Origin of the sequence: Trinickia sp. (genome assembly GCF_051953405.1) — a bacterium.
Classification (GTDB): domain Bacteria; phylum Pseudomonadota; class Gammaproteobacteria; order Burkholderiales; family Burkholderiaceae; genus Trinickia.
On the sequence record NZ_JBQCIV010000064.1, the window covers coordinates 1 to 25,165 of the forward strand.

Consider the following 25,165-nt stretch of genomic DNA (forward strand, 5'->3'; position numbering starts at 1 on the left):
TCGACCGTGTCGAGCGAGTCCGCACCGAGGTCGTTCACGAACGAAGCTTCGTTCTTGATTTCAGCTTCGGCGACGCCCAGTTGTTCCGCGACGATCTTCTTGACGCGCTGTTCGATGTTGTCCATTACCCCTCCGAGGGAAAAAGTTCAAAAATCCAAGTGCGCGCATTTTATCAGGTTTGCCTGCTCAAAAAAGCACGCTCAAGGCATGGCTGCGCGCCGACTTTCGGGAAGCGTTCCGCTTCCACTGCCGGCGCGGATGTTAACCGAAAATCATGACGACATGAACATGCCGCCGTTCACGTGCAGCGTCGTGCCGGTGATATAACCGGCTTGCGGCGAAGCCAGGAACGCGACGGCGTTGCCGATATCCTCGGGGCTGCCGAGCCGGCCGAGCGGGATTTGCGCCTTCAACGCGGCCTGTTGCTCTTCCGGCAGCACCTTCGTCATATCGGTATCGATGAAGCCCGGCGCAACGCAATTGACGGTGATGTTGCGGCTGCCGATCTCGCGTGCGAGCGCACGCGTCATGCCCGCCACGCCGGCCTTCGCCGCCGCGTAATTGAGCTGCCCCGGATTGCCGGCGGAACCGACGACCGACGTGATATTGATGATGCGGCCGCCGCGCGCCTTCATCATCGGGCGCAACACGGCGCGCGACAAACGGAACACGGCCTTCAGATTCGTATCGATGACGGCGTCCCACTCGTCGTCCTTCATGCGCATCGCCAGTTGATCGCGCGTGATGCCGGCGTTGTTGACGAGCACGTTGAGCGCGCCGAATTCCTTCACCAGCGAATCGACGAGTGCGTCGACGGCTTGGGCATCGTTGACCTCGAGCACGACACCGCGCCCGGCCAGGCCCTCCGCGGCCAGCGCTTCGCCGATGCCGGCGGCGCCCGCTTCGCTCGTCGCGGTACCGATCACCGTCGCGCCTTGCCGCGCCAGCACGAGCGCGATGGCACGGCCGATGCCGCGCGACGCGCCCGTGACGAGCGCGACTTGTTTATCGAGAGCTTTTTCCATGTGATTCGGATGATCCATTAACAGACGATGCATGTACGGCGAACGAACCCGAACGAATCCGAGCGAGCCCGTGCCCGCTTCATGCGCCGAGTAGCTTCAAGGTTTCGTCGAGCGACGCGGGATCGAAGATCGATGCGCCGACGAGATTGCCGTCGATCCGCTTCGTGAGCCCCGTGAGGACCTTGCCCGGCCCGCACTCCACGACGTGCGTCACGCCGCCCTTGGCCATCGCCTGCACGCACTCGACCCAACGTACGGCACCCGCCGCTTGGCGCACGAGCGCATCCTTGATCGCCGCCGGCTCGGAAACCGTCGCCACGTCGACGTTGTTGACGACCGGCACCTGCGGCACTTTGATGTCGACGCTCGCGAGATACTCGCGCAGCTGATCGGAGGCGGGTTTGAGCAGCGACGAATGGAACGGCGCCGAGACCGGCAACGGCAGCGCGCGCTTAGCGCCCTTGGCCTTGGCCAGCTCGCATGCTTTCTCGACGGCCGCGGCGTGACCCGCGATCACGACTTGCGCCGGCGCGTTGAAGTTGACCGCCTCGACCACGCCGCCGCTTTCGCGCGACGCGTCGCTGCAAACGGCGCGAACCGCATCGTCGTCCAAGCCGAGAATCGCGGCCATGCCGCCGACGCCCACGGGCACCGCGGTTTGCATCGCCTGTGCCCGGAATCGAACGAGCGGCACGGCGTCGCGAAACGCCAGCGCGCCGGCGGCAACGAGCGCCGTATATTCGCCGAGGCTGTGCCCGGCCACGAGCGTGGGCGCAACGCCGCCCGCTTCGCGGAAAGCGCGGTACATCGCATAGGCCGCCGTCAACATGACCGGCTGCGTATTCGTCGTCAGATTCAGATCTTCGGCGGGCCCTTCGGCAATCAGCTTGCCGAGGTCTTGACCGAGCGCGTCGGACGCTTCCTGGAGCGTTTCGCGCACGACTGCGCGATCCGCGAAGGCATTGAGCATGCCGACCGACTGCGATCCCTGCCCAGGAAAAACGAACGCAAAATTCATATCGTCCCCAAATGTAACGCTGAGTGCGCGCCGCGCGCGCATGCTTACCGGCCGGCGCAGGGCCGGCCCAACCGCTCCCGGCTGCCGATCAATAACGGATGACGGACGCGCCCCAGGTGAAACCGCCACCGACGCCTTCGATGAGTACGTTCTGGCCGCGCTTGATGCGGCCGTCGCGCACCGCGATATCGAGCGCGAGCGGGATCGATGCCGCCGACGTATTGCCATGCTCGCCCACCGTCACGACCATGCGCTCTTGCGGCACGCGCAGCTTGCGGCACGTGTGCGTCATGATACGGATATTGGCTTGGTGCGGAATTAGCCAATCGACCTGGTCGGCCGACAGATTCGCTTTTTCGAGCGCCTCGACCGCCACTTTCTCGAGCACGTTGACCGCCAGCTTGAATACGGCCTGGCCATCCATATGCAAAAAGGCGCTGCCCGCGACCACGCCGCCGTTGACGTGACCCGGCGTACACAGGATGTCGGCGTAGCTGCCGTCGGCATGCATCGCGCTGGCCAGCACGCCCGGCGTATCCGATGCCTGCAGGATCACCGCGCCGGCGCCGTCGCCGAACAGCACGCACGTGGTGCGATCGTTGAAATCGAGAATGCGCGAGAAGGTTTCCGCCCCGACGATAAGCGCCGTGCGGTGCTGCCCGGTGCGGATCAGCGCGTCGACCGTGGCCACCGCATAAGCGAAGCCCGAACAGACGGCCTGAACGTCGAACGCCGCGCCGCCGTTCTTGATCTGCAGCTTGTTTTGCAGCAGGCAAGCCGTACTCGGAAACACGAAATCGGGCGTGGAGGTGGCCACGACGATGAGGTCGATCGTCTGAGGATCGATATCGGCCGATTCGATCGCGCGCTGCGCGGCCGCGAGCGCGAGATCGCTCGTCGTGACGTTCGGTTCGGCGAAATGACGCGCGTGGATACCCGTGCGAGCGACGATCCATTCGTCGCTCGTTTCGACGCCTTGGCTTGCAAGGCGATCCGCGAGTTCTTGATTCGTGACGCGGCCGGGCGGCAAATAGCTGCCGGTGCCGAGCACACGGGAGTAGATAGTCGATTGGGCCATTTATGCTTTCGAAGATACCGCGGCGAAAGGCTCGGCCGGACGGCCGGCGAGATTCGCGTGACCGGCGCCGCCCGCATCGCGCGCTGCTTGCGCGAGCGGATCCGCATTTTCTTCCATCGCTCGCGCCAGGCGCTCTAGGACGCCATTTTTGACGGCATCATACCCGCGTTTGATGGCCCACTCAAACGCGTAGGCATCGGCCGAGCCATGGCTCTTGATGACGAGCCCGCGCAAGCCGAGCAGCGCCGCGCCGTTGTACTGCCGATGGTCGACGCGCTTCTTGAAGCGCATCAGCACCGGCAGCGCCAAAATCGCCATGAACTTGGTGAGCAGCGAACGTCCGAATTCCTCGCGGATGATCTCGGAGAGCATCTGCGCCAATCCTTCCGACGTTTTGAGCGCGACGTTGCCGACGAAGCCGTCGCACACGATGACGTCCGCCGTCCCCTTGTAGATGTCGTTGCCTTCGACGTTGCCGCGAAAGTTGAGCGTGCTCGCCCGCAGCAATTCGCCCGCGCGCTTGATCGTATCGTTGCCCTTGATGACTTCTTCGCCGATATTGAGCAAGCCGATGGTCGGCCGCTCCTTACCTTCGAGCGCGGAGACGAGCGCATGCCCCATCTCCGCGAATTGCAGCAGATGCTGCGGCTCGCAATCGACGTTCGCGCCGAGATCGAGCATCATCGTATAGCCGCGCGAGTTCGGCAGCGCCGAGGCGATCGCCGGGCGTTCGATGCCGGCGAGCGTCTTGAGCACGTAGCGGGACACGGCCATCAGCGCGCCCGTGTTGCCGGCGGAAATGCACGCCTGCCCAACCCCGTCCTTGACGAGATTGAGTGCGACACGCATCGACGAATCCTTCTTCTTGCGCAACGCGACTTCGACAGGATCGTCCATCGCGACCACTTCGGACGCGGACACGACCGTCAAGGCCGGATCGTCGAGCGCTTTGCACTTTTTCAGTTGAGCACGAATCGGGGCTTCGAGGCCGACGAGCATCAGCTGCGCATCGGCATGCGAACGAACGAAGCTGACGGCAGCGGGAACCGTCACGGACGGGCCGTGGTCGCCTCCCATGCAATCTATCGTGAGCTTTATGGTCATGGACTGCGACGAAATTCAGGCGCTATGCACGGGACCGCGGTAAGCGCTCCGCATCGGACCGGAGTATGCGATATGGCACGAACTCCGACCGACAGCGGAAACACCCACTGCGGCCGAGCGCGGAGCATGAGACCAGAGTAAGGGCTCTGCGCGCGAATGGAGCGTGTGCCGACGCATACGCCATTCGATCGCTGAAGCGCTAACGCTGATCGACGCAAAAAAGCGGCAGTTGAATGCCGCCTTTCGCTCGAACCGGGAAATGTCAACCAAGCCGCTCGCCGCGCACAGGATCGCCGGATCGGGCGAGCGCCGCGCGCCGTGGCGATTAGTCGTTCTTCGTCTTGACGACTTTCTTGCCGCGGTAGTAGCCGTTCGGGCTGATGTGGTGACGCATATGCACTTCACCCGTGCTCGGCTCGACTGCGAGCGGGGTCGTCGTCAGGAAATCGTGCGAGCGGTGCATGCCGCGCTTCGACGGCGACTTCTTGTTTTGCTGGACTGCCATGGTAACTCCTAAAAATTTTGGGGATTCTAACACAGCCCGACCGGCGTAACGCCACTGGCCGAACGGCCGGCGCGCCGCATCGCGCTCCTCCTACTCGAGCAACGGTTCAGTGCTTCTTGCCGCCCTCGCCGCCGCCACGCTTGAGCGCCTCGAGCGCGGCAAAAGGATTGGGCTTGCCGGTGTCGCCTTCGTCGGCGGCACCAGCGGCCGGATCCTCGCTTTCGCTTTCGTCGTCGCTCGGATCGCTCGCGTGCTCGCCGGCCGCACCCGAGACGAGGCTCTCGTGCACCTGCGGGCAAACCTCATGCTTCGGCACAAGCGGCAGCGACAACAGCAGCTCTTCCTCGATCAGTTCGACGAGATCGAATTGGCGCGAACCCACGATCACATCGAGCTCGTCTTCGTCGAGCGGAAACGCCTCGGCCTCCTCTTCGGTCGCCACGAGCCGGTACGTGGCCTCGACGTCGAAACGCTGCTCGTACGGCGCCAGGCACCGCTGACACTCGAGCCATGCCGCGCCGTGCAGTGCGAGCCGCAGATACGGCTGCGCCGCTTCGGTGCCGTCGTCCTGCAGCTCGGGCTGCGTCGAACCTTCGAGCTGCCACGTAAACAGCGCGTCGCGCTCTGGCGCCTCTACCGGGACTTCGTTTAACATGCGCGGCAATTGCGACAGACGCACCGCGCCGGCAGCTTGACGGCCGCTACGCGCAAATTCGAAAACATCGAACGCGTGCGGATCGATGAGCCCGCCCGCTTTGCCGGAATGTTGGGACATGGTTCGCTCCTCGCTCCGCTCAGCGCCCGCCTCGGCTGCCCAGCAAGGACAGCGTGAAAAGCCGGAGAGTGTATTAGATTTACCTTTTGCAGTCAATCACTTAAACGATCCCGCGTGAGGCGGCGAGGCAACAACAAGGCAACAAGCGCCGCCTGTCCGCACCGCAACGACTTCCGCTCATCGAATGACCATGCACGCCCCCAGCCTTCGCCCGCCCCGGCTCATCCTCGCCTCCAGCTCGCCCTATCGTCGCGCCCTGCTCGAACGCCTGCGAATCGCGTTCGACGTCGCCGTCCCCGCGCTGGACGAAACGCCGCTCGCCGCCGAAACGCCGGCCGCCACCGCGCTCAGGCTCGCGCAAGCGAAAGCGCGCGCCGTCGCGGCCCGCGAATGCGCCGCCGCACCGGATGGGGCGCCCGTGCTCGTCATCGGCTCCGATCAGGTCGCCACATTCGACGGCCTGCAAATCGGCAAGCCGGGCACGCACGAAAAAGCGCTCGAACAGTTGCGCACGATGCGCAATCGCATCGTCGAATTTCATAGTGCGCTATGCCTGTACGACAGCGCGCGCGACCTCGCCCAAACGGAAGACGTGATCACGCGCGTGCGCTTTCGCGACCTGCCCGACGCCGAACTCGAAGCGTATCTGCGCGCGGAAACGCCCTACGACGTTGCCGGCAGCGCGAAATCGGAGGGCCTGGGCATCGCGCTGCTGGAATCGATCGAATCGGACGATCCGACGGCGTTGGTCGGATTGCCGCTGATCGCACTCACGCGAATGCTGCGCGCGGCCGGCTACCCGCTCTTCGCAGGTGCGCAATGAGCGGCGTCCTCTATCTGATCCCGAACGCGCTCGGCGAAGGCGACGCCGGCCAACTGGCCACCGTCCTTCCCGCCAGCGTCATCGCACGCGCCGCGTCGCTCGGCTATTTCGTCGGCGAGAACGCCAAGAGCACGCGCGCGTTCCTCAAACGCGTGGGCGCGACCCGTCCGATCCAAGAAATCGAGATTCGCGAACTCAACGTCAACACGCCGCCCGCCGAAGTCGAGCGCCTGCTTGGGCCGATTCTCGCGGGGGCGGACGCAGGCTTGGTGTCGGAGGCAGGCTGCCCGGCGGTGGCCGATCCCGGCGCGCTGCTCGTGCGCCGAGCGCATGAGCGCGGCATCAAGGTGGTGCCGCTCGTCGGGCCGAGTTCGATTCTGCTCGCGCTGATGGCCTCGGGACTCGACGGCCAGCGCTTCGCGTTCCACGGTTACCTAGCGGTCGATGCAGGCGAGCGCGCCAAGACGCTGCGCGAACTCGAACAACGCTCGCGCAAAGGGCGCGAAACGCAGATCTTTATCGAAACGCCCTATCGGAATCGCACGCTGCTCGACGCGCTGGTGGCGAGCTGCGCGCCCTCGACGCTGATCACGGTCGCCGTCGATCTCACGCTCGATTCCGAGCGCATCGCCACGCGCAGCGCCGGCGATTGGAAGAAACACGCCGGCGCGTTCGAGATGCATAAACGGCCGGCGATTTTCCTGATGTTGGCGAACTAACGGTACTAACGGAGCTAACGGTACGCGGCGAAGCGGCCGGCACGCCGCATCGCCGGCGCGCGTCGCCGCACTCGTCAGTGCAGCTTCCAGCCGCCCATCACGAGCGCGTGCACGGCGCCCGCGCCCACCGCCGCGCCGAACTTGCGGGCGATCCGGTCGGAGATGCCTTCCTTCTCTGTGTAATCGACGATGTCGGGCGCCTTGATCACCTCGCGTGCCACGTAGCCGGTGTCGCCGAAGCCGTCGGCAAGCCCGAGTGCAACGCTCTTTTCGCCCGTCCAGAACAAGCCCGAGAACATGTCCGGCGTTTCGTGCAAGCGCGCGCCGCGCCCTTGCTTGACCGCATCGATGAACTGCTGGTGAATCTGGTCGAGCATGTCTTGCGCGTGGGCGTCCATCGCCGGCGTGTCGGGCGAGAACGGATCGTAGAAGCCCTTGTTCGCACCGGCCGTATGGAGCCGGCGCTGAATACCGAGTTTATCCATCAGCCCCGTGAACCCGAAGCCGTCCATCAGCACGCCGATCGAACCGACGATGCTTGCGCGGTCGACGTAGATTTTGTCGGCCGCCGCGGCGACGTAGTAGCCGCCCGATGCGCACATGTCGCCGACGACGACGTACAAAGGCTTGGCCGGGTACTTCTTGCGCAGCCGGCGTATCTCGGCGTTGATGATCCCGGCCTGCACGGGCGACCCGCCGGGACTATTGATATAGAGCACGACGCCGGCCGTATCGTCGTCGGCGAATGCGCGCCGCAGCGAGCGATCGATGTCTTTGGCGTTGGCATTGCCATCGGCGGCGATTTCGCCCTCGAGCGAAATGAGGGCCGTGTGGCGGCCCGTTGCCACCGGCGTCTCGTGCGACACGCTGAATATGCCGAAGAAAATCAGCAGCCACATAGCGAGAAAGGCAAACCGGAAAAAAATCTTCCAGCGGCGTGCCGCTCGTTGCTCGTGGATCGCCGCAAGCGCGATCCGCTCGAGCGCGGCGCGCTCCCAGTTCGGTTCGCGCCCAGCGGCGTTAGGCCGCGGCTGCGGCTCGGCGGGTTGCTGCGAGTCGGGCGTGTAAGGATCGGCCATGTGTTCTCGGTTGTTCGTTGTTATCGGGAAAATAGGGAAATCGGAAAATCGGGATAGACGATTCCGAGCGGGCCGTCGCGACAAATAGCGGGCCGCGCCCGATGTCACTGCGCGCCGATCGGCGCCGGTTGCAGATCCGCGTCGGGCAACCAAAAGACGACGCGCCCCTCGGGTGTGTCGCGCTCCTCGACTTGGACGGGACGCAGCCGCGCGCCGCGGCAGGGGCCGCCGACGCAGCGCCCGGTGTCAGGGGCGTAAATGGCGCCGTGCGTCGCGCACATCAAGTATAAGCCCGACGATTCGAAGAACTGCCCCTCAACCCAATCCAGTTCCATCGGCACATGCGCACACCGGTTCAGGTAGCCATAAACCCGCCCGTCGTAGCGCACGAAAAAGACGACCGCATCGCCATCCAGATAGCGCGCATGCCGGCGCACGCCCGCGCCGCCGTCGACGAGATCGCCTGCCGCGCATACGCGCACGGCCAGCCGTTCGCCGGCGCTCATGCGTGCTCCCGCAGCCAATCGCCGAGTGCGCCGACACTATCGGCAACGAAACGCGGCTCGAGTTTGACGAGTGCATCGACCGGATGCGCGCCGTAGGTGACCGCGACGCCGGCCGCCCCCGCGTTCGTCGCCATCTGCAGATCGTGCGTGGTATCGCCGATCATGACCGTTCGTCCGAGATCCTGCCCCAGTTCGCGCGTCAGCTCGTGCAGCATCGCCGGATGCGGTTTCGAAAAGGTTTCGTCGGCGCAGCGCGTACCGTCGAACACGCTCGCGAGCCGCACTTCGTCGAGCGCCCGGTTCAGACCGACGCGGCTCTTGCCCGTCGCGACCGCCAGCAAATAGCCTTGCTCGCGCAGCTCCGTCAGCAGCTCGCGTACGCCGGCGAACAGTTCCGTATGCGCGTCCTTCACCAGATAGTGGAAGCGATAGCGCTCGGCCAGACGCGGGTAATCGGCCGGATCGAGCGAGGGGGCCGCGATCTGCAGCGCGTCGCGCAACCCGAGGCCGATCACGTAGCGCGCGGCATCGTCGGCGGGCACGGGCAGCGAAAGGTCGCGGCAAGCGGCCTGAATGCTGCGCACGATATGCGCCGTCGAATCCATGAGCGTGCCGTCCCAGTCGAAGACGATGAGGTCAAATTGCTGTCGGGCCATCGGAATGCGTCTCGTTGCGCAGGTCAGTCAGTTGATCGAGGAATCGCCGGCATTCGTCCGGCAACGGGGCGGTCAGTTCCATGGCTTCGCCCGTGATCGGATGCGTCAGACGCAATCGATGCGCGTGCAAGAACATGCGTTTGAGCGAGGGGCGCGCATTCGCGCGCGCGAGCGCCTTGTTCAGCGCGAAATCGCCGTACTTCGCGTCGCCGACGATCGGCAGCCCCAGGTGCGCCAAATGGACGCGAATCTGGTGTGTCCGTCCGGTTTTCAGTTCGGCCTCGACGAGCACGTACTCGGGCCAGCGCTCGACGAGATTGAACACGGTATGGGACGGCGAGCCGTCGGGCTGCACCCGGACCCGGCGCTCACCCTCCGGCGTCAGGTATTTGTAAAGCGGTTCCTTGACCGCGCGCCGTCGCCCCCAGTCGCTGGCCCACTGGCCGTGCGCACAGGCGTAATAGCGCTTGTCCATCCGGTTTTCGCGGATCTGCTCGTGCAGGCCGACCAGTGCCGCGCGCTTCTTCGCAAGCAGCAAGATGCCCGACGTTTCGCGGTCGAGCCGGTGGACGAGTTCCAAGAACTTGCCCAGCGGACGCGCCCCGCGCATCTGCTCGATGACGCCGAAAGCGATCCCGCTGCCGCCATGAACCGCCACGCCGGCCGGCTTGTTGATCGCGATGATGTGCTCGTCTTCGAACAGGATCTCGAAGTGCGCCGGCGGCGGCGGCACCGCCAGCGCGGCCTCCCCCCCCTCCGATTGCGCCACGCGTACGGGCGGCACGCGCACGATGTCGCCCACCGCAAGCCGGTATTTCGCGTCGACGCGCCGTTTGTTGACCCGCACTTCCCCGCTGCGCAAGATCCGATAAATGTGGCTTTTCGGTACGCCCTTACAGACGCGTAACAAAAAATTGTCGATGCGCTGCCCGGCGACCCCGTCGTCCACCTGTATCATCGAGACCTGGTCGGGTGCGACCGATTTCTGGGATATTTTGCCTAACTCATTCATTCTGAATATAATTTGCCCAGCCAACCGTGCGTGCCGCTCATTTTTTCGCGGCCCCATCGCCCGGATTGTGCAGGGTGAAGCAAGAACCTGTTATTTTACTTGCTTGGCTGCACCCAAGGGTTGGTTGCTCGCCCTGAATCGAGAAGCAACGAGTTGCACGCACGGCATCCATCGCGGCAGGGACGTCGCCCATAGGCGCGTTCGGCCCGGTTCGATGCCGACGGTAACGGAATTTTGGTAAAAAAGAATTCATCTGGTGAGCCTTGGCGGTACCGCTCGATGTCGAGCGAACCTAGGCTCCCGATTGCGAAACTTACGGCGAGCGCCCTCATGCGTTCCGCGTGAAGCGGGACGCTCGGCGACGTCAAAAAATTGGCGAGACACGCCGCGCGGCGGTCGAGCATGCATTGGGCTTCGCGCCGCCACCCGCGGCGCGGCTTCCCCCGATCCGGCAAAGGCATCGAACGGTGTGCCGGGATCGAGAGTGGGTCGCCCGAGCGCTCTCGGCACGCGCCCCGCGTCGCGCCGTTATTTGAAGCCGTGTTCGCATGCGCCCATGCGGCTCGCGGCCCTCTTCGGCCATCCCGAGTCCGCTCCCAGGCAATTCTCCCCGCCATCGTTCCCGCTTCCTGCGTGCTTGTGAAAACACAATAAGGACGCGGCGCGCCTCACCTTGCGTCGCCCGGCCGGATTCATTCCTGCCGGGTGCGTACGGCGACGCCGCTCTGGAGCCGTTCAATGAAACGCATGTTGTTCAATGCGACGCAGCAGGAAGAACTGCGCGTCGCCATCGTCGATGGGCAAAAACTCATCGACATCGACATCGAAACCGCCGGACGCGAACAGCGCAAAGGCAATATCTACAAGGGGATCGTGACGCGCATCGAGCCGTCGCTCGAAGCGTGCTTCGTCAACTACGGAGAAGACCGCCACGGCTTCCTGCCGTTCAAGGAAGTCGCCCGCCAGTACTTCAAGGACGGCATCGATATGCGCTCGGCGCGCATCCAAGATGCTCTGCGCGAAGGCCAAGAACTCATCGTTCAAGTCGAAAAAGAAGAACGCGGCAACAAGGGCGCGGCGCTGACCACGTTCATCTCGCTCGCGGGCCGCTATCTCGTTTTGATGCCGAACAACCCGCGCGGAGGCGGGGTGTCGCGCCGCATCGAAGGCGACGATCGGCAAGAATTACGCGAAACGATGTCGCAGCTGCAACTGCCCGACGGCATGAGCATCATCGCGCGCACGGCCGGGATCGGCCGCAGCGCCGAAGAGCTGCAGTGGGATTTGAACTACTTGATGCAGCTGTGGCGCGCCATCGAAGCCGCCTCGCAAAGCGGCCAGACCGGCCAGCCGATGCTGATCTACCTGGAATCGAGCCTCGTCATCCGGGCGATCCGCGATTACTTCCAGCCCGACATCGGCGAAATCCTGATCGATACGACCGAAATCCATGACCAGGCGCGCGCCTTCATGGATATCGTGATGCCCGACAACGTCGGCAAGGTGAAGCGCTACCACGACGACGTGCCGCTCTTTTCGCGCTTCCAGATCGAGCACCAGATCGAAACCGCGTATTCGCGTACGGTGCCGCTGCCCTCGGGCGGCGCGATCGTCATCGATCACACCGAAGCGCTCGTCGCCATCGACGTGAACTCGGCGCGCGCCACCAAGGGCGCCGACATCGAGGAAACGGCCACGCGCACGAACCTCGAAGCCGCCGACGAAGTGGCGCGCCAGCTGCGTCTGCGCGACCTCGGCGGCCTCATCGTGATCGATTTCATCGATATGGAATCGGCCAAGAGCCAACGCGAAGTCGAGCAGCGCCTGAAAGACGCCCTCAAGCACGACCGCGCGCGCGTGCAGATGGGCAAGATCTCCCGCTTCGGCCTCATGGAGCTGTCGCGCCAGCGCCTGCGCCCGGCCCTGTCGGAAGGCAGCCACGTCACGTGCCCGCGCTGTAACGGCACCGGCCACATTCGCGATACGGAATCGTCCGCTCTGCAAGTGCTGCGGATCATCCAAGAAGAAGCGATGAAGGAAAACACCGCGGCGATCCACTGCCAGGTGCCCGTCGAAGTCACGGCCTTCCTGCTGAACGAGAAGCGCCAGGAGATCAATAAGATCGAGTCGCGCTTCAAGGTGGGCGTCGTTCTCATTCCTAACAAGCATCTCGATACGCCGCACTACAAGCTCGAGCGGCTCCGCCACGACGATGCGCGCCTGGACGAGCCGCGCGCCTCGTGGAAGATGGCGGAGGAAGCGGCCCGCGAACTCGAATCGGAAACGGCTTACAGCAAGCGTGCCGAAGAGGTGAAGCCGAAACAGGAAGCGGCAGTCAAGGGCATCACGCCCGAACGGCCCGCGCCGAGCGCCCCCGTCCGTCCGCAAGTCGCGCCGGTGCCCAGCGTCGCTGCCGCACCGCGCACGGGTGGATTCTTCGGTTGGATCAAGAGCCTATTCGGCGCTCAGCCGGAAGCACCGGCGCCGGCACCGGAACCGGCTCAGCCCGCCCGAGCGGCCCGCACCGAGCGCGGCGAGCGCCCGGAACGCGGCGGCGATCGCAATCGCAACCGTCGTGGCCGCGAGGGCGCCGCACGCACCGAATCGGCGGTCGGCGGACGCACCACCGGCCAGCAGCCGTCGCAACGCCCGCCGCGCGAGCCGCGTGAAGGACGAGAGGGTCGCGAAGGGCGTGAAGGCCGCGAAGGCCGCGGCGACACGCGCGAGCGTGGGCAAGAGCGCGCAGAGGCGGTCGAAGCCAACAACACGCGCGGCGAGCGTCAAGAACGGCAGGAGCGGCGCGAGCGCGGCGAACGTGCGGAGCGCGGCGCGGAACGCGGTGAACGCGTCGAACGCGGTGAACGTGCGGAGCGCGGTGAACGTGCCGAGCGCAGCGAGCGCCAGGAACGCGGCGAACGCCGCAAGCAACAAGCCGAAGTAGCTGCCGAAACCGCCGTCCGCACCGAGGCACAGGTCGTGGAAGGCGCGGCCGCGGCCGGCGTACCCGTGACCGAACAGGACACCGCGCGCGATGGTGAAGAGCGTCGCCGTCGCCGTCGCGGCCGTCGCGGCGGTCGTCGCGAGCGCGAAGAAGAAGGCGTGAACGCAACGCTCGCCGCCGACGTGGCCGAGGCCGAAGGCGCGGCCACCGCCGTACCGGCTCAAGCGGCGCCGGTAGCGCAGACGCAGGACGAATGGCACGGTCATGCGGCCGAACCCGTTGTCTCGCAACACGTGCAAGCCCGGACAGAGGAAGTGGTCGTGACGCCGGTTCCGACGCCGGAGTCCGTCGCTACGCCACTGCCCGAGGCACCCGCCATTGCCGCAACGGCACCGGTTGCGCCTGCCGCGCCGGTTGTACCTGTCGCACCTTCCACGCCTGCCGCACCGGCGCCGAGCGAGGCCAGCGCCGAGCCGATGGCCCACCCGGCCGCCCCTGCGGCGCCCGCGCCGCTGGCCGCGGAGCCGGAATCGGCCATCGCACGCGCCGTCGAAGCCGCGCCTGTCGCAACGCCTAGAGTCGAGGCGACGCCGGTTGCCGAAGCCACGCCCGTCGTTTCGGCAGAACCGGTCGCGAGCGCCGCATCGGCTCCGGTCGAAGCCGCCAGCGCCGTGACGGAACTCGTTCAGCGTCCCGCCGCAATCGAGGCGGCTGCAACCGCGCGCCCCCGGGCGAACGGCTTGTCTGCAGCCGACTTGCAACCGATGCTCGAATCGGCCGGCCTCGTCTGGGTGAGCACCGACGCCGACAAGCTGCGCGCTTCCCAGGAAGCCGCCGCACAAGCCCCGGCGACGGTACGCGGCCCGCGCGACCGTAAGGTGTTGCCGCCGGGCGATCCGACCCCGATGCAGCACGTCGAGACGCACAAGGACGCATAAGCCGGAAATCCGCGGTCGGGGCGCGCAAGCGCCCCGACCAGCCCCACCTCGGCAAAACCGTTCGCGACGAGCCCGCCCTTCCATCCGCGGCGGGCTTTTTTTCGTCCCGCTCGTTTGACGTACGTCAGATACCGAGCGTTATCCGCATGCGCGAGCGGGCAATGTCCGCCGCAGCCGCCGCGTTCGGCTAGAATGGGCTTCTGCTCGTTTTTTGCTTCATCATGTCCCGACGCATCATTCCCGTAGCCGACGTCAGCGCGATACCGGATACCGCTGGCGCGCCGCTCGCTGCTAGCGGGACGCTCGTCGATGCGCTCGTCCGGCCGCTGCGCGATCTGCGCATCTCCGTCACCGATCGCTGCAATTTCCGCTGCGTCTACTGCATGCCGCGTGCTGTCTTCGGCAAGGACTATCCGTTTCTGCCGCACAGCGCCCTGCTGACCTTTGAAGAAATCGAGCGCCTCGCACGGCTGTTCGTCGCTCACGGCGTCGACAAAATCCGCCTCACCGGCGGCGAGCCGTTGCTTCGCAAGAACATCGAGCGCCTGATCGAGCGGCTCGCCGCGTTGTCTACGCCGGACGGCCGTCCGCTGGATCTCACGCTGACCACGAACGGCTCGTTGCTCGAGCGCAAGGCGCGCGACTTGAAGGAGGCCGGCTTGACGCGCGTCACCGTCAGCCTCGATGCGCTGGACGACGCGCTGTTCAAGCGCATGAACGACGCCGAATTCGCCCCGAGCGCGGTGCTCGACGGCATTGCGGCCGCCCATGCGGTGGGACTCGCGCCGGTCAAGGTCAATATGGTGGTCAAGCGCGGCACGAACGATGGCGAAATCGTGCCGATGGCCCGCCACTTCAAAGGCTCGGGCGCGGTGCTGCGGTTCATCGAATACATGGACGTCGGCACCTCGAACGGCTGGAACATGACCGAAGTGATGCCGTCGGCCGATGTGGTGGCCCGCGTCGCGCAATACTTTCCGCTCGTCCCGCTCGAAGCGCACACGCCGTCCGAAACGGCGCAGCGCTGGGGCTATGCAGACGGCAGCGGCGAGATCGGCGTCATTTCCAGCGTCACGCGCGCGTTCTGCGGCACCTGCACGCGCGCGCGGCTATCGACGGAAGGCAAGCTCTATCTGTGCCTGTTCGCATCGAGCGGCCACGACCTCCGAGCGCTGGTGCGCGGCGGTGCCACCGACGAGGCTATCGCGACCGCCATCGGCCGCATTTGGCAAGCGCGCGAAGATCGCTATTCGCAATTGCGCGGCAACGCCCTCGATCGCTCGCCCGTAGGCCGCGCGCGCGTCGAGATGTCGTACATCGGCGGATAAGGTCTAGCGAGCCGGCATGGATCCCCGCACGCGCTCTCGCATCACCGGCCTCGTCTTGGCCGGCGGCCGCGGCACGCGGATGGGCGGGCTCGACAAGGGTCTGCAACCGCTCGCCGGCGAACCGCTCGCGCTGCATGTCGCCAAACGCCTCGCGGATCAAGTCGATACGCTGCTGATCAGTGCGAACCGCCATCCGGACGACTACGCGCGGCTCGCGGCGCCGTTCCACGCTCGCGTCGTCGCCGATACGACCGGCGATTTTCCGGGGCCGCTGGCAGGCCTGCTGGCCGGGTTGCGCGCGGCATCGACCGAACTCGTCCTGTGCGTGCCGTGCGATACGCCGGCGTTGCCGACCGATCTGGCGCGGCGGCTTCTCGCCGCACTCGACGCCGAACATGCCGACGTCGCCGTTGCGGCAACGGTCGATCGGCAAGGACACACGTCGCTCCACCCTGTCGTCGCGCTCGTGCGCACCGCGCTCGCCGACGATCTGTCGGCCTACCTGGAGGCGGGCGAGCGCAAAGTCCGTACGTGGTACGCACGCCACAAGCACGTCGAAGTGCCGTTTAGCGACGAGCACGCGTTTTACAATGCCAACTCTTTGCGCGAACTCGCCGATCTCGAACGAACGCTCGCTGCTCACCCCGAGCGCGGTGGATAGCTCGGCGAAGACGCAAAATGCCGGGCCCGCCCGGCATGTGCGGCCCTTGCACGGTTTGTCGGCGCGCGGCGCCGCGCCCCCTCTTCGATGACGATCTCCAACGACACTGCCGGCCCCGGTTGCTCGCCTGCCCCGAATCCGCTCCCCGTCGATGCCGCCCGTGCGCTCATCCGGCGCGCGATCGTACCGGTGGCGACGGTCGAGCGGGTCGCCCTGCGCGCGGCACTCGAGCGCGTACTGGCCGAAGACATCGTTTCGCCGATCGATGTCCCCGCACACGATAACGCCGCGATGGACGGCTATGCGTTCGACGGCACCGCGCTCTCGGCCGCCGCGGCCACGGGCACCGGCACCGCGCAGCTCACGCTCGCCGTCGCCGGCGAAGCGCGCGCCGGACACCCGTTCGCTCGAGCCTGCGGCGCCGGCGAATGCGTCCGTATCATGACGGGCGCGCCGATGCCGGCCGATTGCGATACGGTGGTGCCGCAAGAATTCGTCGTGCGCAGCGGCTCGAACGTCACGTTCGAGCCGCTGCGCATCGAACGCGGCGCCAACTGCCGCCGTGCCGGCGAAGATCTCGCGCGCGGGCAGGCTGCGCTCGTCGCGGGCCGCATCCTCGGCCCGGCGGATCTCGGCCTGCTCGCTTCGCTCGGCGTGGCTGAGGTCGCGGTACGCCGACGGGTGCGCGTCGCCTTTTTCTCGACGGGCGACGAACTGCGCTCGGTCGGCGAGCCGCTTGCAGCGGGCTGCGTCTACGACAGCAATCGCTATACGCTCTACGCGATGCTCACGCGCATGAACGTCGAGGTGCTCGATCTCGGCGTCGTTCGCGATGAGCCGGACGCCATCGAGGCCGCGCTGCGCACCGCCGCCGCCAGTGCCGACGTCGTGCTGACGTCCGGCGGCGTATCGGTGGGCGACGCCGATTTCACCGCCCGCATGACGGCGACGTTCGGCGACGTCGAATTCTGGCAGTTGGCCATGCGTCCCGGCCGTCCGCTAGCGTTCGGCCGCCTGTGGCCGGCCGGGCGCGGCGTAGGCTGCGAGAGCGCCCTGTTCTTCGGCTTGCCCGGCAATCCGGTTGCCGTCATGGTCTCGTTTTACCAGTTCGTGCGCGAAGCGCTCGTTGCAATCTCGGGCGCAATCGCGCCAACGCCGCTACAATTTGCGGCCGCAAGCCGGGTACCGATCAAGAAACGGCCGGGCCGCACCGAGTTCCTGCGCGCCGTTGCGATGCGCGACACGGCCGGCCAGTGGAGCGTCACGCCCACCCGGTCGCAAAGCTCGGGCGTCCTGAGTTCGATGAGCGAGGCCAACTGCTTGATCGCGCTGGCTCACGATCAGGGCGACGTCGCGGCCGGCGCGCTTGTCGACATCCTGCCTTTCGAAGGGCTCGCTTGATCGGCCCGCAACACCGGCGACAAACCGCCCCCACCGATTTCCCCGATAGCACACCGTCTCTCAACGAGGCCTGAACCAATGAAAAAACAAATCCTTTCAATCGCGCCCGGACAGACCGCGAAGGCGTTGATCCTCGTCTACGTCATTTTCAGTACGCCGATCGTCTTGCTCGGCACGCTCGTCGCCTACCTGCGCCAAGGATCGGCCGAAACCGGTACGATCTTTTTCAGCGCGGTGCTGCTCAATGCGATCCTCGGCTTCGTGCTGCTGTGGATCGCCTGCCACGTCTACAACTGGGTAGCGAGCCGCTTCGGCGGCATCGAAATCGTCTTGTCCGACGTGCCCGAGGAGGCCTAACCAGATGGCCGACATCATTCGCGACGCGACGCCGCTCGACGTGAGCGGCATGCTCGGCCTCATGCGCGAGCTGGCCGAATACGAAAAGCTCACCCACTTGTTCGTCGCGACGGAAGCCAGCCTGCGCGACGCGCTGTTCGGCGAGCGGCCGGCCGCCGAAGCGTTGGTGGCCGAGCAAGACGGCAAGATCGTCGGCTACGCGCTTTATTTCCACAATTTCTCGACGTTCTTGAGCCGGCGCGGCCTTTATCTGGAAGATATCTACGTCAAGCCCGCCCTGCGGGGCACCGGGCTCGGGACAGCCTTGCTGCGACGTGTGGCGGCGATTGCCGTCGAACGCCAGTGCGGGCGCTTCGAGTGGTCGGTCCTCGACTGGAACCAGAGCGCCATCGATTTCTACACGAAGATGGGTGCAACGGTCTTGCCGGACTGGCGCATCGTGCGTGTGACCGACGACGCGTTGAGCCGTCTGGCCGGCGTGGCCTGACAAGCCGGCCAGACGCGGGGCGGGGTACTTCGCGCCGTACACCGCGGCTCATCGGCGCGGGACGGCCCCTGGGCCGCACCCTCCCCGCAGGCCGCCCTTCCAGCGCCCGACTTAGACGTCGGGCTCTTGCAACCCCGCATAGGCATCGCCGAGCAGCCCTTCCGTTTGCTCGCCCGGGAGCGCCTCCACTTCCCGCAGCTTCGTGCTCATGACGCGCGTGCGACGCTCGGCCGCTTCGATCGAGCGCGTCACCGTTTCGAGCTGCGATTTCGTCTTCGCCAAGACATCGCCGAACTTGCCGAACTCGGTCTTCACGGCGCCGAGTACCTGCCATACCTCGCTCGAGCGTTTCTCGATCGCGAGCGTGCGAAAGCCCATCTGCAAGCTGTTGAGCAGTGCCGTCAACGTCGTGGGCCCCGCGATCGTCACGCGATAGTCGCGCTGCAATTGATCGCTGAGCCCGGGGCGGCGCAGCACTTCCGCATATAGCCCCTCGGTGGGCAAGAACAGTAGCGCGAAATCCGTCGTATGGGGCGGTGCCACATACTTTTCGGCAATCGTGCGCGCCTCGCCGCGCACGCGCGCTTCCAAGGCGCGCGACGCTTCGTCGACCGCCACGGGATCGGCGCGCTCTTGCGCATCGATCAATCGCTCGTAATCCTCGCGCGGAAACTTCGCGTCGATCGGCAACCACACCGGCGCGGCCGCGCCCTGTCCGTTACCGCCTTCCATCCGTCCGGGCAACTTGATTGCGAATTCGACACGCTCGGTGCTCTTGGGCACCGTCGCCACGTTCTTCGCATATTGATCGGGCGTCAGCATCTGCTCGAGCAACGCTTCGAGCTGCACTTCGCCCCATGTGCCGCGCGTCTTCACGTTCGTCAGCACCTTCTTCAAATCGCCCACGCCCGCAGCCAGCGTCTGCATCTCCCCGAGCCCGCGATGCACTTGCTCGAGCCGGTCCGAAACGAGCTTGAACGATTCCCCGAGCCGCTGCTCGAGCGTCGCGTGCAGTTTTTCGTCGACCGTGCGACGCATTTCGTCGAGCTTCGTCGCATTGTTCGCTTCGATATCCTTAAGCCGCGCCTCGAGCGTCGCGCGCACTTCGGCGAAACGGCGATCGTTCGCTTCGACGAGCTGTGCGAGCTGTTGAGCGAGCGTATCGCCGAAACGTTTGAGGGCAGCCGCTTGCTCGTCGCGCGATTCGTGCGCGTGCCGTTGCAAGCTGTCGCGCATCGCGTCGAGTTGCGCGGCGTTCGTTTCCGTCAGTTGCCCGAGCCGTTTGGCGAAGCCGTCGATCTGCTGATTTTGAACCGTGGCGATGCTCGTCAACTGCGCGGCGAGCGTCTGCTGAAATTGCGCGAAGCCGCCCCCGAGTTCGGCGCGGGACAGGCGCGAGGTTTCGGCCAGCTCGCCTCGCAACTCGCGTTCGAGCCGCTCGTAGGCTCGCACCTGCGTCTGCCCGGCCGTTTCGATACATTGGCCGAGTTCGGCAAACGCCGCGCGGCTCGTCGCGCGGCTCGCGACTCTGATCGCCATCGCCAACGCGAGCGCCAATAGCACGACGGCGCCGACGAGCACTACCAGGAGAATCGTCGTCATGAACGGGTACGTCCCAATACTTCAGGGTTGATCGGATTGGGCGGCTGCCCGGCGCGCGGCCCCATGCCCAGCGCCGCAATGAGATTGTCCGCCGCGAGGTTCGCCATCGCCCGGCGCGTGGACTCCGTCGCGCTCGCGATGTGCGGCGTCAATACGACGCTCGGCGCCGACAATAACCGCGGATGAACGCTCGGCTCCCCCTCGAAGACATCGAGCCCGGCCGCCGCGATGCGGCGCTCGTGCAGGGCGTCTGCCAGCGCCGCGTCGTCGACGATCCCGCCGCGCGCGATGTTCGTCAGCGTCGCCGTGGGTTTCATCAGCGCCAGTTCGGGCGCGCCGATCGTATGGTGACTGTCGACGCTATAGGGCACGACGAGCACGACGTGATCCGCCTGCCGGAGCAAGTCTTGTTTCGATCGGTACTCGGCGCCGAGTTCCGCTTCGATCTGCGGCGCCACGCGCGAGCGATTGTGGTAGACGATGCGCATCGAGAACCCACGTGCGCGGCGCGCAAGCGCTTGGCCGATTCGGCCCATGCCGATGATGCCGAGCGTCGAGCCATAGACGTCGCTACCGAGAAAACCGTCGTAGCGCCAGGCGCCCCATTGGCCCGCGCGCAACCAGTGCTCGCTCTCGGTGACACGCCGCGCCGCCGCCATCATCAACGCCCAGCCGAAATCGGCCGTCGCTTCGTTCAGGACGTCGGGCGTATTCGTGGCCAATACGTTCGCGGCGTCGAACGCCTGCATATCGAAGTTGTTGTAGCCCACGGCCATGTTCGCCACCGCGCGCAACCGGGGCGCCGCCGCGAAAACGGCCGCGCCGATCGCGTCGCCCGCCGTCAGCGCGCCGTCTTTGTCCGCGAGCCGGCGCGCGAGTTCATCGGGCGGCAAGGCGGGCCCGTCGTTCCAATCGACGTCGAAGTACTGTCGGAGACGTTCGACGACATCGGGAAAGATGGGGCGCGCAACAAGAATCTTCTGCATAACAGCATCCTTTCGCGATTAAAAGAACAGCCATGTCGTCAATAGGAACACGGGGACGAGCACGGCGGCCGACCACCCTAGGTAGCCGAAAAAGCTCGGCATGCGCACGCCGCGCGACTCGGCGATCGCCTTGACCATGAAGTTGGGCGCGTTGCCGATATAGCTGTTGGCCCCCATGAATACGGCACCCGCCGAGATAGCCGCGAGCGTCGAGGCCCCCGCCTCCATGAGCACGTGCGCGTCGCCGCCCACGAGGTTGAAAAATACGAGGTACGTCGGCGCATTGTCGAGGAACGACGACAGGATACCCGTCGCCCAGAAATACATCGCATCGATAGGCCGGCCGTTCGCATCCGTGACCAGGTGCAAGACCTGGGCGAACGCGCCTTGCTCGCCCGCGCGCAGCATCATGACCACGGGGGCGATGGTGACGAAGATCGCACCGAAGATCTTGGCCACTTCCTCGATCGGAGCCCAGGTGAAAGCATTGCCCGTGCGCGCCGTGTGCGGCGTGATCGCAAGCGAGACGAGCGTCAGCACGACGAGCGCCGTGTCGCGCACGACGTCTTGCAGCGCGAGGTGCAGCCCCGCGATGTCGAAGTCGATGCCCGGCTTCCAGAGCCCGCTCATCAAGACGAGACCGATCACACCGGCGAGCAATACGAAATTGCGCTTACCCTCGATGGCGATGCCGACCGCCTCCGGCGTCGGGTCCAGCTCGGGGGCGCGCGCTTCGCCCGGGCGCCGATAGTAGTAGGCGTCGAGCGCGTAAAAGAGCAGCAGCAACACCGTGCAGATGAATAGCATCGGCAGCGCGAGATGCCGAGTCGTCCAGAAAAAGCTCACGCCGTTCAGAAAGCCGAGGAACAGCGGCGGATCGCCGAGCGGCGACAGCGATCCTCCCGCGTTCGCGACCAGAAAGATGAAGAAGACGAAGACGTGCACGACGTGCCGGCGGTTGCCGTTCGCTCGCAGCAACGGCCGGATCAGCAGCATCGCCGCGCCCGTCGTACCCATGATGCTGGCCAGCGCCGTGCCGAGCGCGAGCAGCGCCGTATTCACGCGCGGCGAGCCATGAAGCGCGCCGCGCACGCAGATGCCCCCCGCGATCGTATAGAGCGCCGTCAACAAAACGATGAACGGCACGTACTCGGCCACGAGCGCATGGCCGAGCGTGTGGCCCGCAGGCCCGAGGCCATACGCGTAGGCAAACGGCGCCAGAAATGCGATGGCCCATGCCGCGGCGATCTTGCCGAAATGGCGATGCCAGAACCCGGGAGCGATCAGCGGAAACAGCGCGATCGAAAGCAAAATGCCGGCGAACGGCAGGGCCCACCATGGCCCCAGCAACGCGCCGTCGGGCACGGCTGCCGTCGCAGCCATCGCCCCGGAAGACCCAACCGCAAGCGTCAATACCAATGCACTCGCCGCCGCCTTGCATGCGCAAGCAGCTCGTTTTTCCATCATGAACTTCCTCTCGTTTTTGGGAGAACCGCCAGCCTCGACGCGCACCGGCGCTCGACCGGCTCGACCGGCTCAACCGCCGCGCACGACGATCGCATGGACGCGGTAAGGGCCGTGTGCCCCGAGCACGATGGTTTGCTCGATATCGCCCGTGCGCGAAGGCCCCGACACGAAATTGACCGCACGGGGCAACTCGCCGCGCTCGGCACGCATGAGGGCAAACGCCTCCTCGTGCCCCGCCACGATGCGAGACGCGGGCACGACGGCGATATGCGTCTCGGGCAACAAGGCCATCGACGCCTCGGTCTCGGGCCCGGACAGCAAGGCAAGCGAACCGGTTTCGGCCGTCGCGCAAAAACAAGCGGTAATGCCCACGAGATCGCCGTTCACGGGCTTGCGGAACTCGACCTCGATACCGGCTTGCGCCCACGGCAACGCTTGCAGCGTGGCCCAAGCGACCGCGCGCGGCGCGATGCCGAGTTGCGCCAAATATCGCGCGGCGGCGGCCGGGACATCCTCGAGCGATTCGACGAGATCGACCGTACTGGCCAGCAGCCGCGCTTCATCGATGAAGCGCGACACCAAGGCTTCGCGATCGGCCGGCAATTCCGGGCGCGGCCCCAGCGGGTGACGCGCGAGGTAATCGGCAACGGCCTCGCGCTCGGACGGCTCGGGCTCGGCCGAGCGGCCCGACGCCGCGCGGATTCGAGCGAGAATGTTGCGCCGCGCCGCCGATGTATCCATTGCGTTCCCCATCTCGAAGCCGAATGAATGGCCGATTATACGGGCCTTCTTTTTTGGGATACACCGGCCGTTCGGCCTACGAAACGACGCCTCAATCGGGGTTGTCTTCGACCGGCGTTTGGATGCCGAAGACCTGCCTCAAGTAGGCGAGATAGGCTTTGTCGTCGCACATGTTCTTGCCCGGCGAATCGGACAGCTTGGCCACGGGCTGTCCGTTGCAGCGAACCATCTTGATGACGATTTGCAACGGGCTATAGCCGAGGTCGTTCGTGAGATTGGTGCCGACGCCGAACGCGAGTTTGCAGCGCCCGCGAAAGCGCTCGTACAGTTGCAGCACTTTCGGGATGTCGAGCGCATCGGAAAACACGAGCACCTTGGTGCGCGGATCGCAGCGGTTCTCTTCGTAGTGGCGCAGCAACTGTTCGCCCCACTCGAACGGATCGCCGGAATCGTGGCGCGCGCCGTCGAACAGCTTGCAGAAGTACATATCGAAGTCGTTCAGGAACGCCTTCATGCCGTAGACGTCCGAGAGCGCGATGCCCAGATCGCCGCGATACTCCTTGGCCCACACTTCGAAGCCGTACGTTTGCGAATCGCGCAGGCGCGGCCCGAGCGCTTGGCAAGCCTGGAGATACTCGTGCGCCATCGTGCCGAGCGGGGTCAAGCCATGCTTTTTCGCGTAGAACACGTTGCTCGTGCCGGCGAACTGCTCGCCCAGGCCGGCCGTGAGCGTGTGGATAACCTCTTCGTGCCAATGTCTGGAAAAGCGCCGGCGCGTGCCGTAATCGGCGATCTTGCAATCGGCGAACTCGGGCCGCGCGCCCAGCAACGCGATTTTCTCTTTCAGGCGCTCGCGTCCGATCGCGTAGTCGGGCTCGCGCTGCGTATTGCGGAAATACACCTCATTGACGATGGCCAGCACCGGTATCTCGAACAAGATGGTATGCAGCCACGGCCCTTTGATCGAGATGTCGATTTCGCCGGCCCGCTTGGCCGATGCCTCGATCGAGATGTACTTCTCGTTCAAGTGGAACAGGGCGAGAAAGTCGACGAAGTCGCTCTTGATGAAGCGCATCCGCCGCAGGTAATCGAGTTCGTCGTCGGCGAAGCGCAGCTCGCAAAGCTGGCGCACTTCGTCGCGGATCTCGCCGACGTACGGCGCCAAATCCACGTTCGGCGTGCGGCAGCGGAAGCGATATTCGACGTTCGCCGCCGGGAAATGATGCAAGACGACCTGCATCATCGTGAACTTGTAGAGATCCGTGTCGAGCAGCGAAGTGATGATCATGGTGTCAACCGAGGCGCGGTAGGGCGACGTGCCGCCCGTCTCCGAGGGATCGCCGCATGTTACCGCATCGGCGGCGCGAGGCGTGCGGGCTCGGCGAGCACGCAGCGCAAGCGCGGCCCGGCGCCCATAAACTAATCACGAATCGATCTAAACGGGACGAAGACCCTCTACGCATCGGGGCTAGGCCATTAAGTTACAATATGTCGTTTGCTAATTCGCATATTTCCCAGATACCTGCAGGAGCTTGAATGACTCACGTTGTGACCGAAAGCTGCATCAAGTGCCGCTATACCGACTGCGTCGATGTCTGCCCGGTGGACTGCTTTCGCGAAGGTCCCAACTTCCTCGCGATCGATCCCGACGAGTGCATCGACTGTGCCGTGTGCGTGGCGGAATGCCCGGTGAACGCGATCTATGCCGAGGAAGACGTCCCTGGCGATCAGCAACAGTTCACGCCGCTGAACGCCGAGCTGGCCAAGGTGTGGCCGAGCATCACGAAGACGAAGGCGCCGCTGCCGGAAGCCGATCAGTTCAAAGACATCCAGGACAAGCTCCAGTATCTCGAGCGATAAGGCGATCGCGGGCGTCGGCTCCCGGCGCCCCGCCGTCGCTAAAATGCCGACGAAGCACCCCGAAGTTTCCCATGGGTATTGACAGAGCGAGAGCCG

25 protein-coding genes are annotated in these 25,165 nt (G+C 65.4%); 9 read left to right on the forward strand and 16 right to left on the reverse strand.

Features of this window, described 5'->3' with window-relative positions:
* The 7 genes from ACTHN9_RS10400 to ACTHN9_RS10430 all read right to left on the reverse strand — a co-directional run.
* Nucleotides 1-125, reverse strand: a 125-nt coding sequence (locus tag ACTHN9_RS10400) for an acyl carrier protein (RefSeq protein ID WP_440536701.1), incomplete at its 3' end; no start/stop codon positions are given.
* A 147-nt stretch (nt 126-272) separates the two neighbouring features.
* The gene (gene fabG / locus ACTHN9_RS10405; protein WP_440536679.1) at nt 273-1,025 is read right to left on the reverse strand and encodes a 3-oxoacyl-ACP reductase FabG; all 753 of its coding nucleotides are present in this window, start codon (nt 1,023-1,025) and stop codon (nt 273-275) included.
* Nucleotides 1,026-1,104: 79 nt separating this feature from the next.
* Complete coding sequence (gene fabD, locus ACTHN9_RS10410; RefSeq protein ID WP_440536680.1) at nt 1,105-2,043, reverse strand: ACP S-malonyltransferase; 939 nt, start codon at nt 2,041-2,043, stop codon at nt 1,105-1,107.
* Between the two features lie 88 nt (nt 2,044-2,131).
* On the reverse strand, nt 2,132-3,121 hold the full coding sequence (locus ACTHN9_RS10415) for a beta-ketoacyl-ACP synthase III (RefSeq protein ID WP_440536681.1): 990 nt from the start codon (nt 3,119-3,121) through the stop codon (nt 2,132-2,134).
* A complete protein-coding gene (plsX, locus tag ACTHN9_RS10420) occupies nt 3,122-4,225 on the reverse strand; it encodes a phosphate acyltransferase PlsX (RefSeq protein WP_440536682.1) in 1,104 nt (367 codons plus the stop codon).
* A gap of 325 nt (nt 4,226-4,550) precedes the next feature.
* Entirely contained in the window at nt 4,551-4,730 is a 180-nt protein-coding gene (gene rpmF, locus ACTHN9_RS10425) for a 50S ribosomal protein L32 (RefSeq protein WP_010105341.1), read from the reverse strand.
* Nucleotides 4,731-4,836: 106 nt separating this feature from the next.
* Nucleotides 4,837-5,505: a YceD family protein gene (locus tag ACTHN9_RS10430; RefSeq protein ID WP_440536683.1), complete on the reverse strand. Its 669-nt coding sequence runs from the start codon at nt 5,503-5,505 to the stop codon at nt 4,837-4,839.
* A 190-nt stretch (nt 5,506-5,695) separates the two neighbouring features.
* Here ACTHN9_RS10430 and ACTHN9_RS10435 point away from each other — a divergent pair, with 190 nt between their 5' ends.
* Together ACTHN9_RS10435 and ACTHN9_RS10440 are read left to right on the forward strand one after the other, a co-directional pair.
* Entirely contained in the window at nt 5,696-6,328 is a 633-nt protein-coding gene (locus ACTHN9_RS10435; protein WP_440536684.1) for a Maf-like protein, read from the forward strand.
* On the forward strand, nt 6,325-7,047 hold the full coding sequence (locus tag ACTHN9_RS10440; protein ID WP_440536685.1) for an SAM-dependent methyltransferase: 723 nt from the start codon (nt 6,325-6,327) through the stop codon (nt 7,045-7,047). Before ACTHN9_RS10435 ends, ACTHN9_RS10440 begins: the two co-directional genes overlap by 4 nt.
* Before the next feature lie 74 nt (nt 7,048-7,121).
* Here the strand turns inward: ACTHN9_RS10440 and ACTHN9_RS10445 are convergent, their stop codons facing one another.
* The 4 genes from ACTHN9_RS10445 to ACTHN9_RS10460 form a co-directional block, all read right to left on the reverse strand.
* Nucleotides 7,122-8,126, reverse strand: a complete 1,005-nt coding sequence (locus tag ACTHN9_RS10445) for a S49 family peptidase (protein WP_440536686.1) — start codon at nt 8,124-8,126, stop codon at nt 7,122-7,124.
* Between the two features lie 104 nt (nt 8,127-8,230).
* Nucleotides 8,231-8,632 carry a Rieske (2Fe-2S) protein gene (locus tag ACTHN9_RS10450; RefSeq protein WP_440536687.1) on the reverse strand — a complete coding sequence of 134 codons (402 nt, stop codon included), beginning with the start codon at nt 8,630-8,632 and terminating at the stop codon, nt 8,231-8,233.
* Nucleotides 8,629-9,288, reverse strand: a complete 660-nt coding sequence (locus ACTHN9_RS10455) for an HAD-IIIA family hydrolase (RefSeq protein ID WP_440536688.1) — start codon at nt 9,286-9,288, stop codon at nt 8,629-8,631. Before ACTHN9_RS10455 ends, ACTHN9_RS10450 begins: the two co-directional genes overlap by 4 nt.
* Nucleotides 9,269-10,300, reverse strand: a complete 1,032-nt coding sequence (locus ACTHN9_RS10460; protein ID WP_440536689.1) for an RluA family pseudouridine synthase — start codon at nt 10,298-10,300, stop codon at nt 9,269-9,271. Before ACTHN9_RS10460 ends, ACTHN9_RS10455 begins: the two co-directional genes overlap by 20 nt.
* A 738-nt stretch (nt 10,301-11,038) precedes the next feature.
* Here ACTHN9_RS10460 and ACTHN9_RS10465 point away from each other — a divergent pair.
* From ACTHN9_RS10465 to ACTHN9_RS10490, 6 genes are all read left to right on the forward strand, one after another.
* The gene (locus ACTHN9_RS10465; RefSeq protein WP_440536690.1) at nt 11,039-14,179 is read left to right on the forward strand and encodes an Rne/Rng family ribonuclease; all 3,141 of its coding nucleotides are present in this window, start codon (nt 11,039-11,041) and stop codon (nt 14,177-14,179) included.
* A 221-nt stretch (nt 14,180-14,400) separates the two neighbouring features.
* Nucleotides 14,401-15,507, forward strand: a complete 1,107-nt coding sequence (moaA, locus tag ACTHN9_RS10470; protein WP_440536691.1) for a GTP 3',8-cyclase MoaA — start codon at nt 14,401-14,403, stop codon at nt 15,505-15,507.
* 16 nt (nt 15,508-15,523) lie between these two features.
* Nucleotides 15,524-16,168, forward strand: coding sequence for a molybdenum cofactor guanylyltransferase MobA (gene mobA, locus ACTHN9_RS10475; RefSeq protein ID WP_440536692.1), 645 nt, complete (start codon nt 15,524-15,526; stop codon nt 16,166-16,168).
* 87 nt (nt 16,169-16,255) lie between these two features.
* The gene (moeA, locus tag ACTHN9_RS10480; RefSeq protein WP_440536693.1) at nt 16,256-17,569 is read left to right on the forward strand and encodes a molybdopterin molybdotransferase MoeA; all 1,314 of its coding nucleotides are present in this window, start codon (nt 16,256-16,258) and stop codon (nt 17,567-17,569) included.
* Between the two features lie 78 nt (nt 17,570-17,647).
* Nucleotides 17,648-17,926, forward strand: a complete 279-nt coding sequence (locus tag ACTHN9_RS10485; RefSeq protein WP_440536694.1) for a hypothetical protein — start codon at nt 17,648-17,650, stop codon at nt 17,924-17,926.
* A 4-nt stretch (nt 17,927-17,930) separates the two neighbouring features.
* Nucleotides 17,931-18,413 carry an N-acetyltransferase family protein gene (locus tag ACTHN9_RS10490; protein WP_440536695.1) on the forward strand — a complete coding sequence of 161 codons (483 nt, stop codon included), beginning with the start codon at nt 17,931-17,933 and terminating at the stop codon, nt 18,411-18,413.
* Nucleotides 18,414-18,524: 111 nt separating this feature from the next.
* Here the strand turns inward: ACTHN9_RS10490 and rmuC are convergent, their stop codons facing one another.
* The 5 genes from rmuC to pncB all read right to left on the reverse strand — a co-directional run bounded on the left by rmuC (nt 18,525) and on the right by pncB (nt 24,497).
* A complete protein-coding gene (gene rmuC, locus ACTHN9_RS10495; RefSeq protein ID WP_440536696.1) occupies nt 18,525-20,015 on the reverse strand; it encodes a DNA recombination protein RmuC in 1,491 nt (496 codons plus the stop codon).
* Nucleotides 20,012-21,001 carry a 2-hydroxyacid dehydrogenase gene (locus ACTHN9_RS10500; protein WP_440536697.1) on the reverse strand — a complete coding sequence of 330 codons (990 nt, stop codon included), beginning with the start codon at nt 20,999-21,001 and terminating at the stop codon, nt 20,012-20,014. Before ACTHN9_RS10500 ends, rmuC begins: the two co-directional genes overlap by 4 nt.
* A gap of 18 nt (nt 21,002-21,019) precedes the next feature.
* Nucleotides 21,020-22,465 (reverse strand): sodium:proton antiporter, encoded by a 1,446-nt coding sequence (locus tag ACTHN9_RS10505; RefSeq protein ID WP_440536702.1) that lies wholly within the window; start codon nt 22,463-22,465, stop codon nt 21,020-21,022.
* A gap of 72 nt (nt 22,466-22,537) precedes the next feature.
* Nucleotides 22,538-23,209 carry a LutC/YkgG family protein gene (locus tag ACTHN9_RS10510; protein ID WP_440536698.1) on the reverse strand — a complete coding sequence of 224 codons (672 nt, stop codon included), beginning with the start codon at nt 23,207-23,209 and terminating at the stop codon, nt 22,538-22,540.
* A gap of 91 nt (nt 23,210-23,300) precedes the next feature.
* Nucleotides 23,301-24,497: a nicotinate phosphoribosyltransferase gene (gene pncB / locus ACTHN9_RS10515; protein WP_440536699.1), complete on the reverse strand. Its 1,197-nt coding sequence runs from the start codon at nt 24,495-24,497 to the stop codon at nt 23,301-23,303.
* Nucleotides 24,498-24,745: 248 nt separating this feature from the next.
* Between pncB and fdxA the strand changes: the two genes are divergently transcribed.
* Entirely contained in the window at nt 24,746-25,069 is a 324-nt protein-coding gene (gene fdxA / locus ACTHN9_RS10520) for a ferredoxin FdxA (protein ID WP_440536700.1), read from the forward strand.
* Nucleotides 25,070-25,165 lie beyond the last annotated feature (96 nt).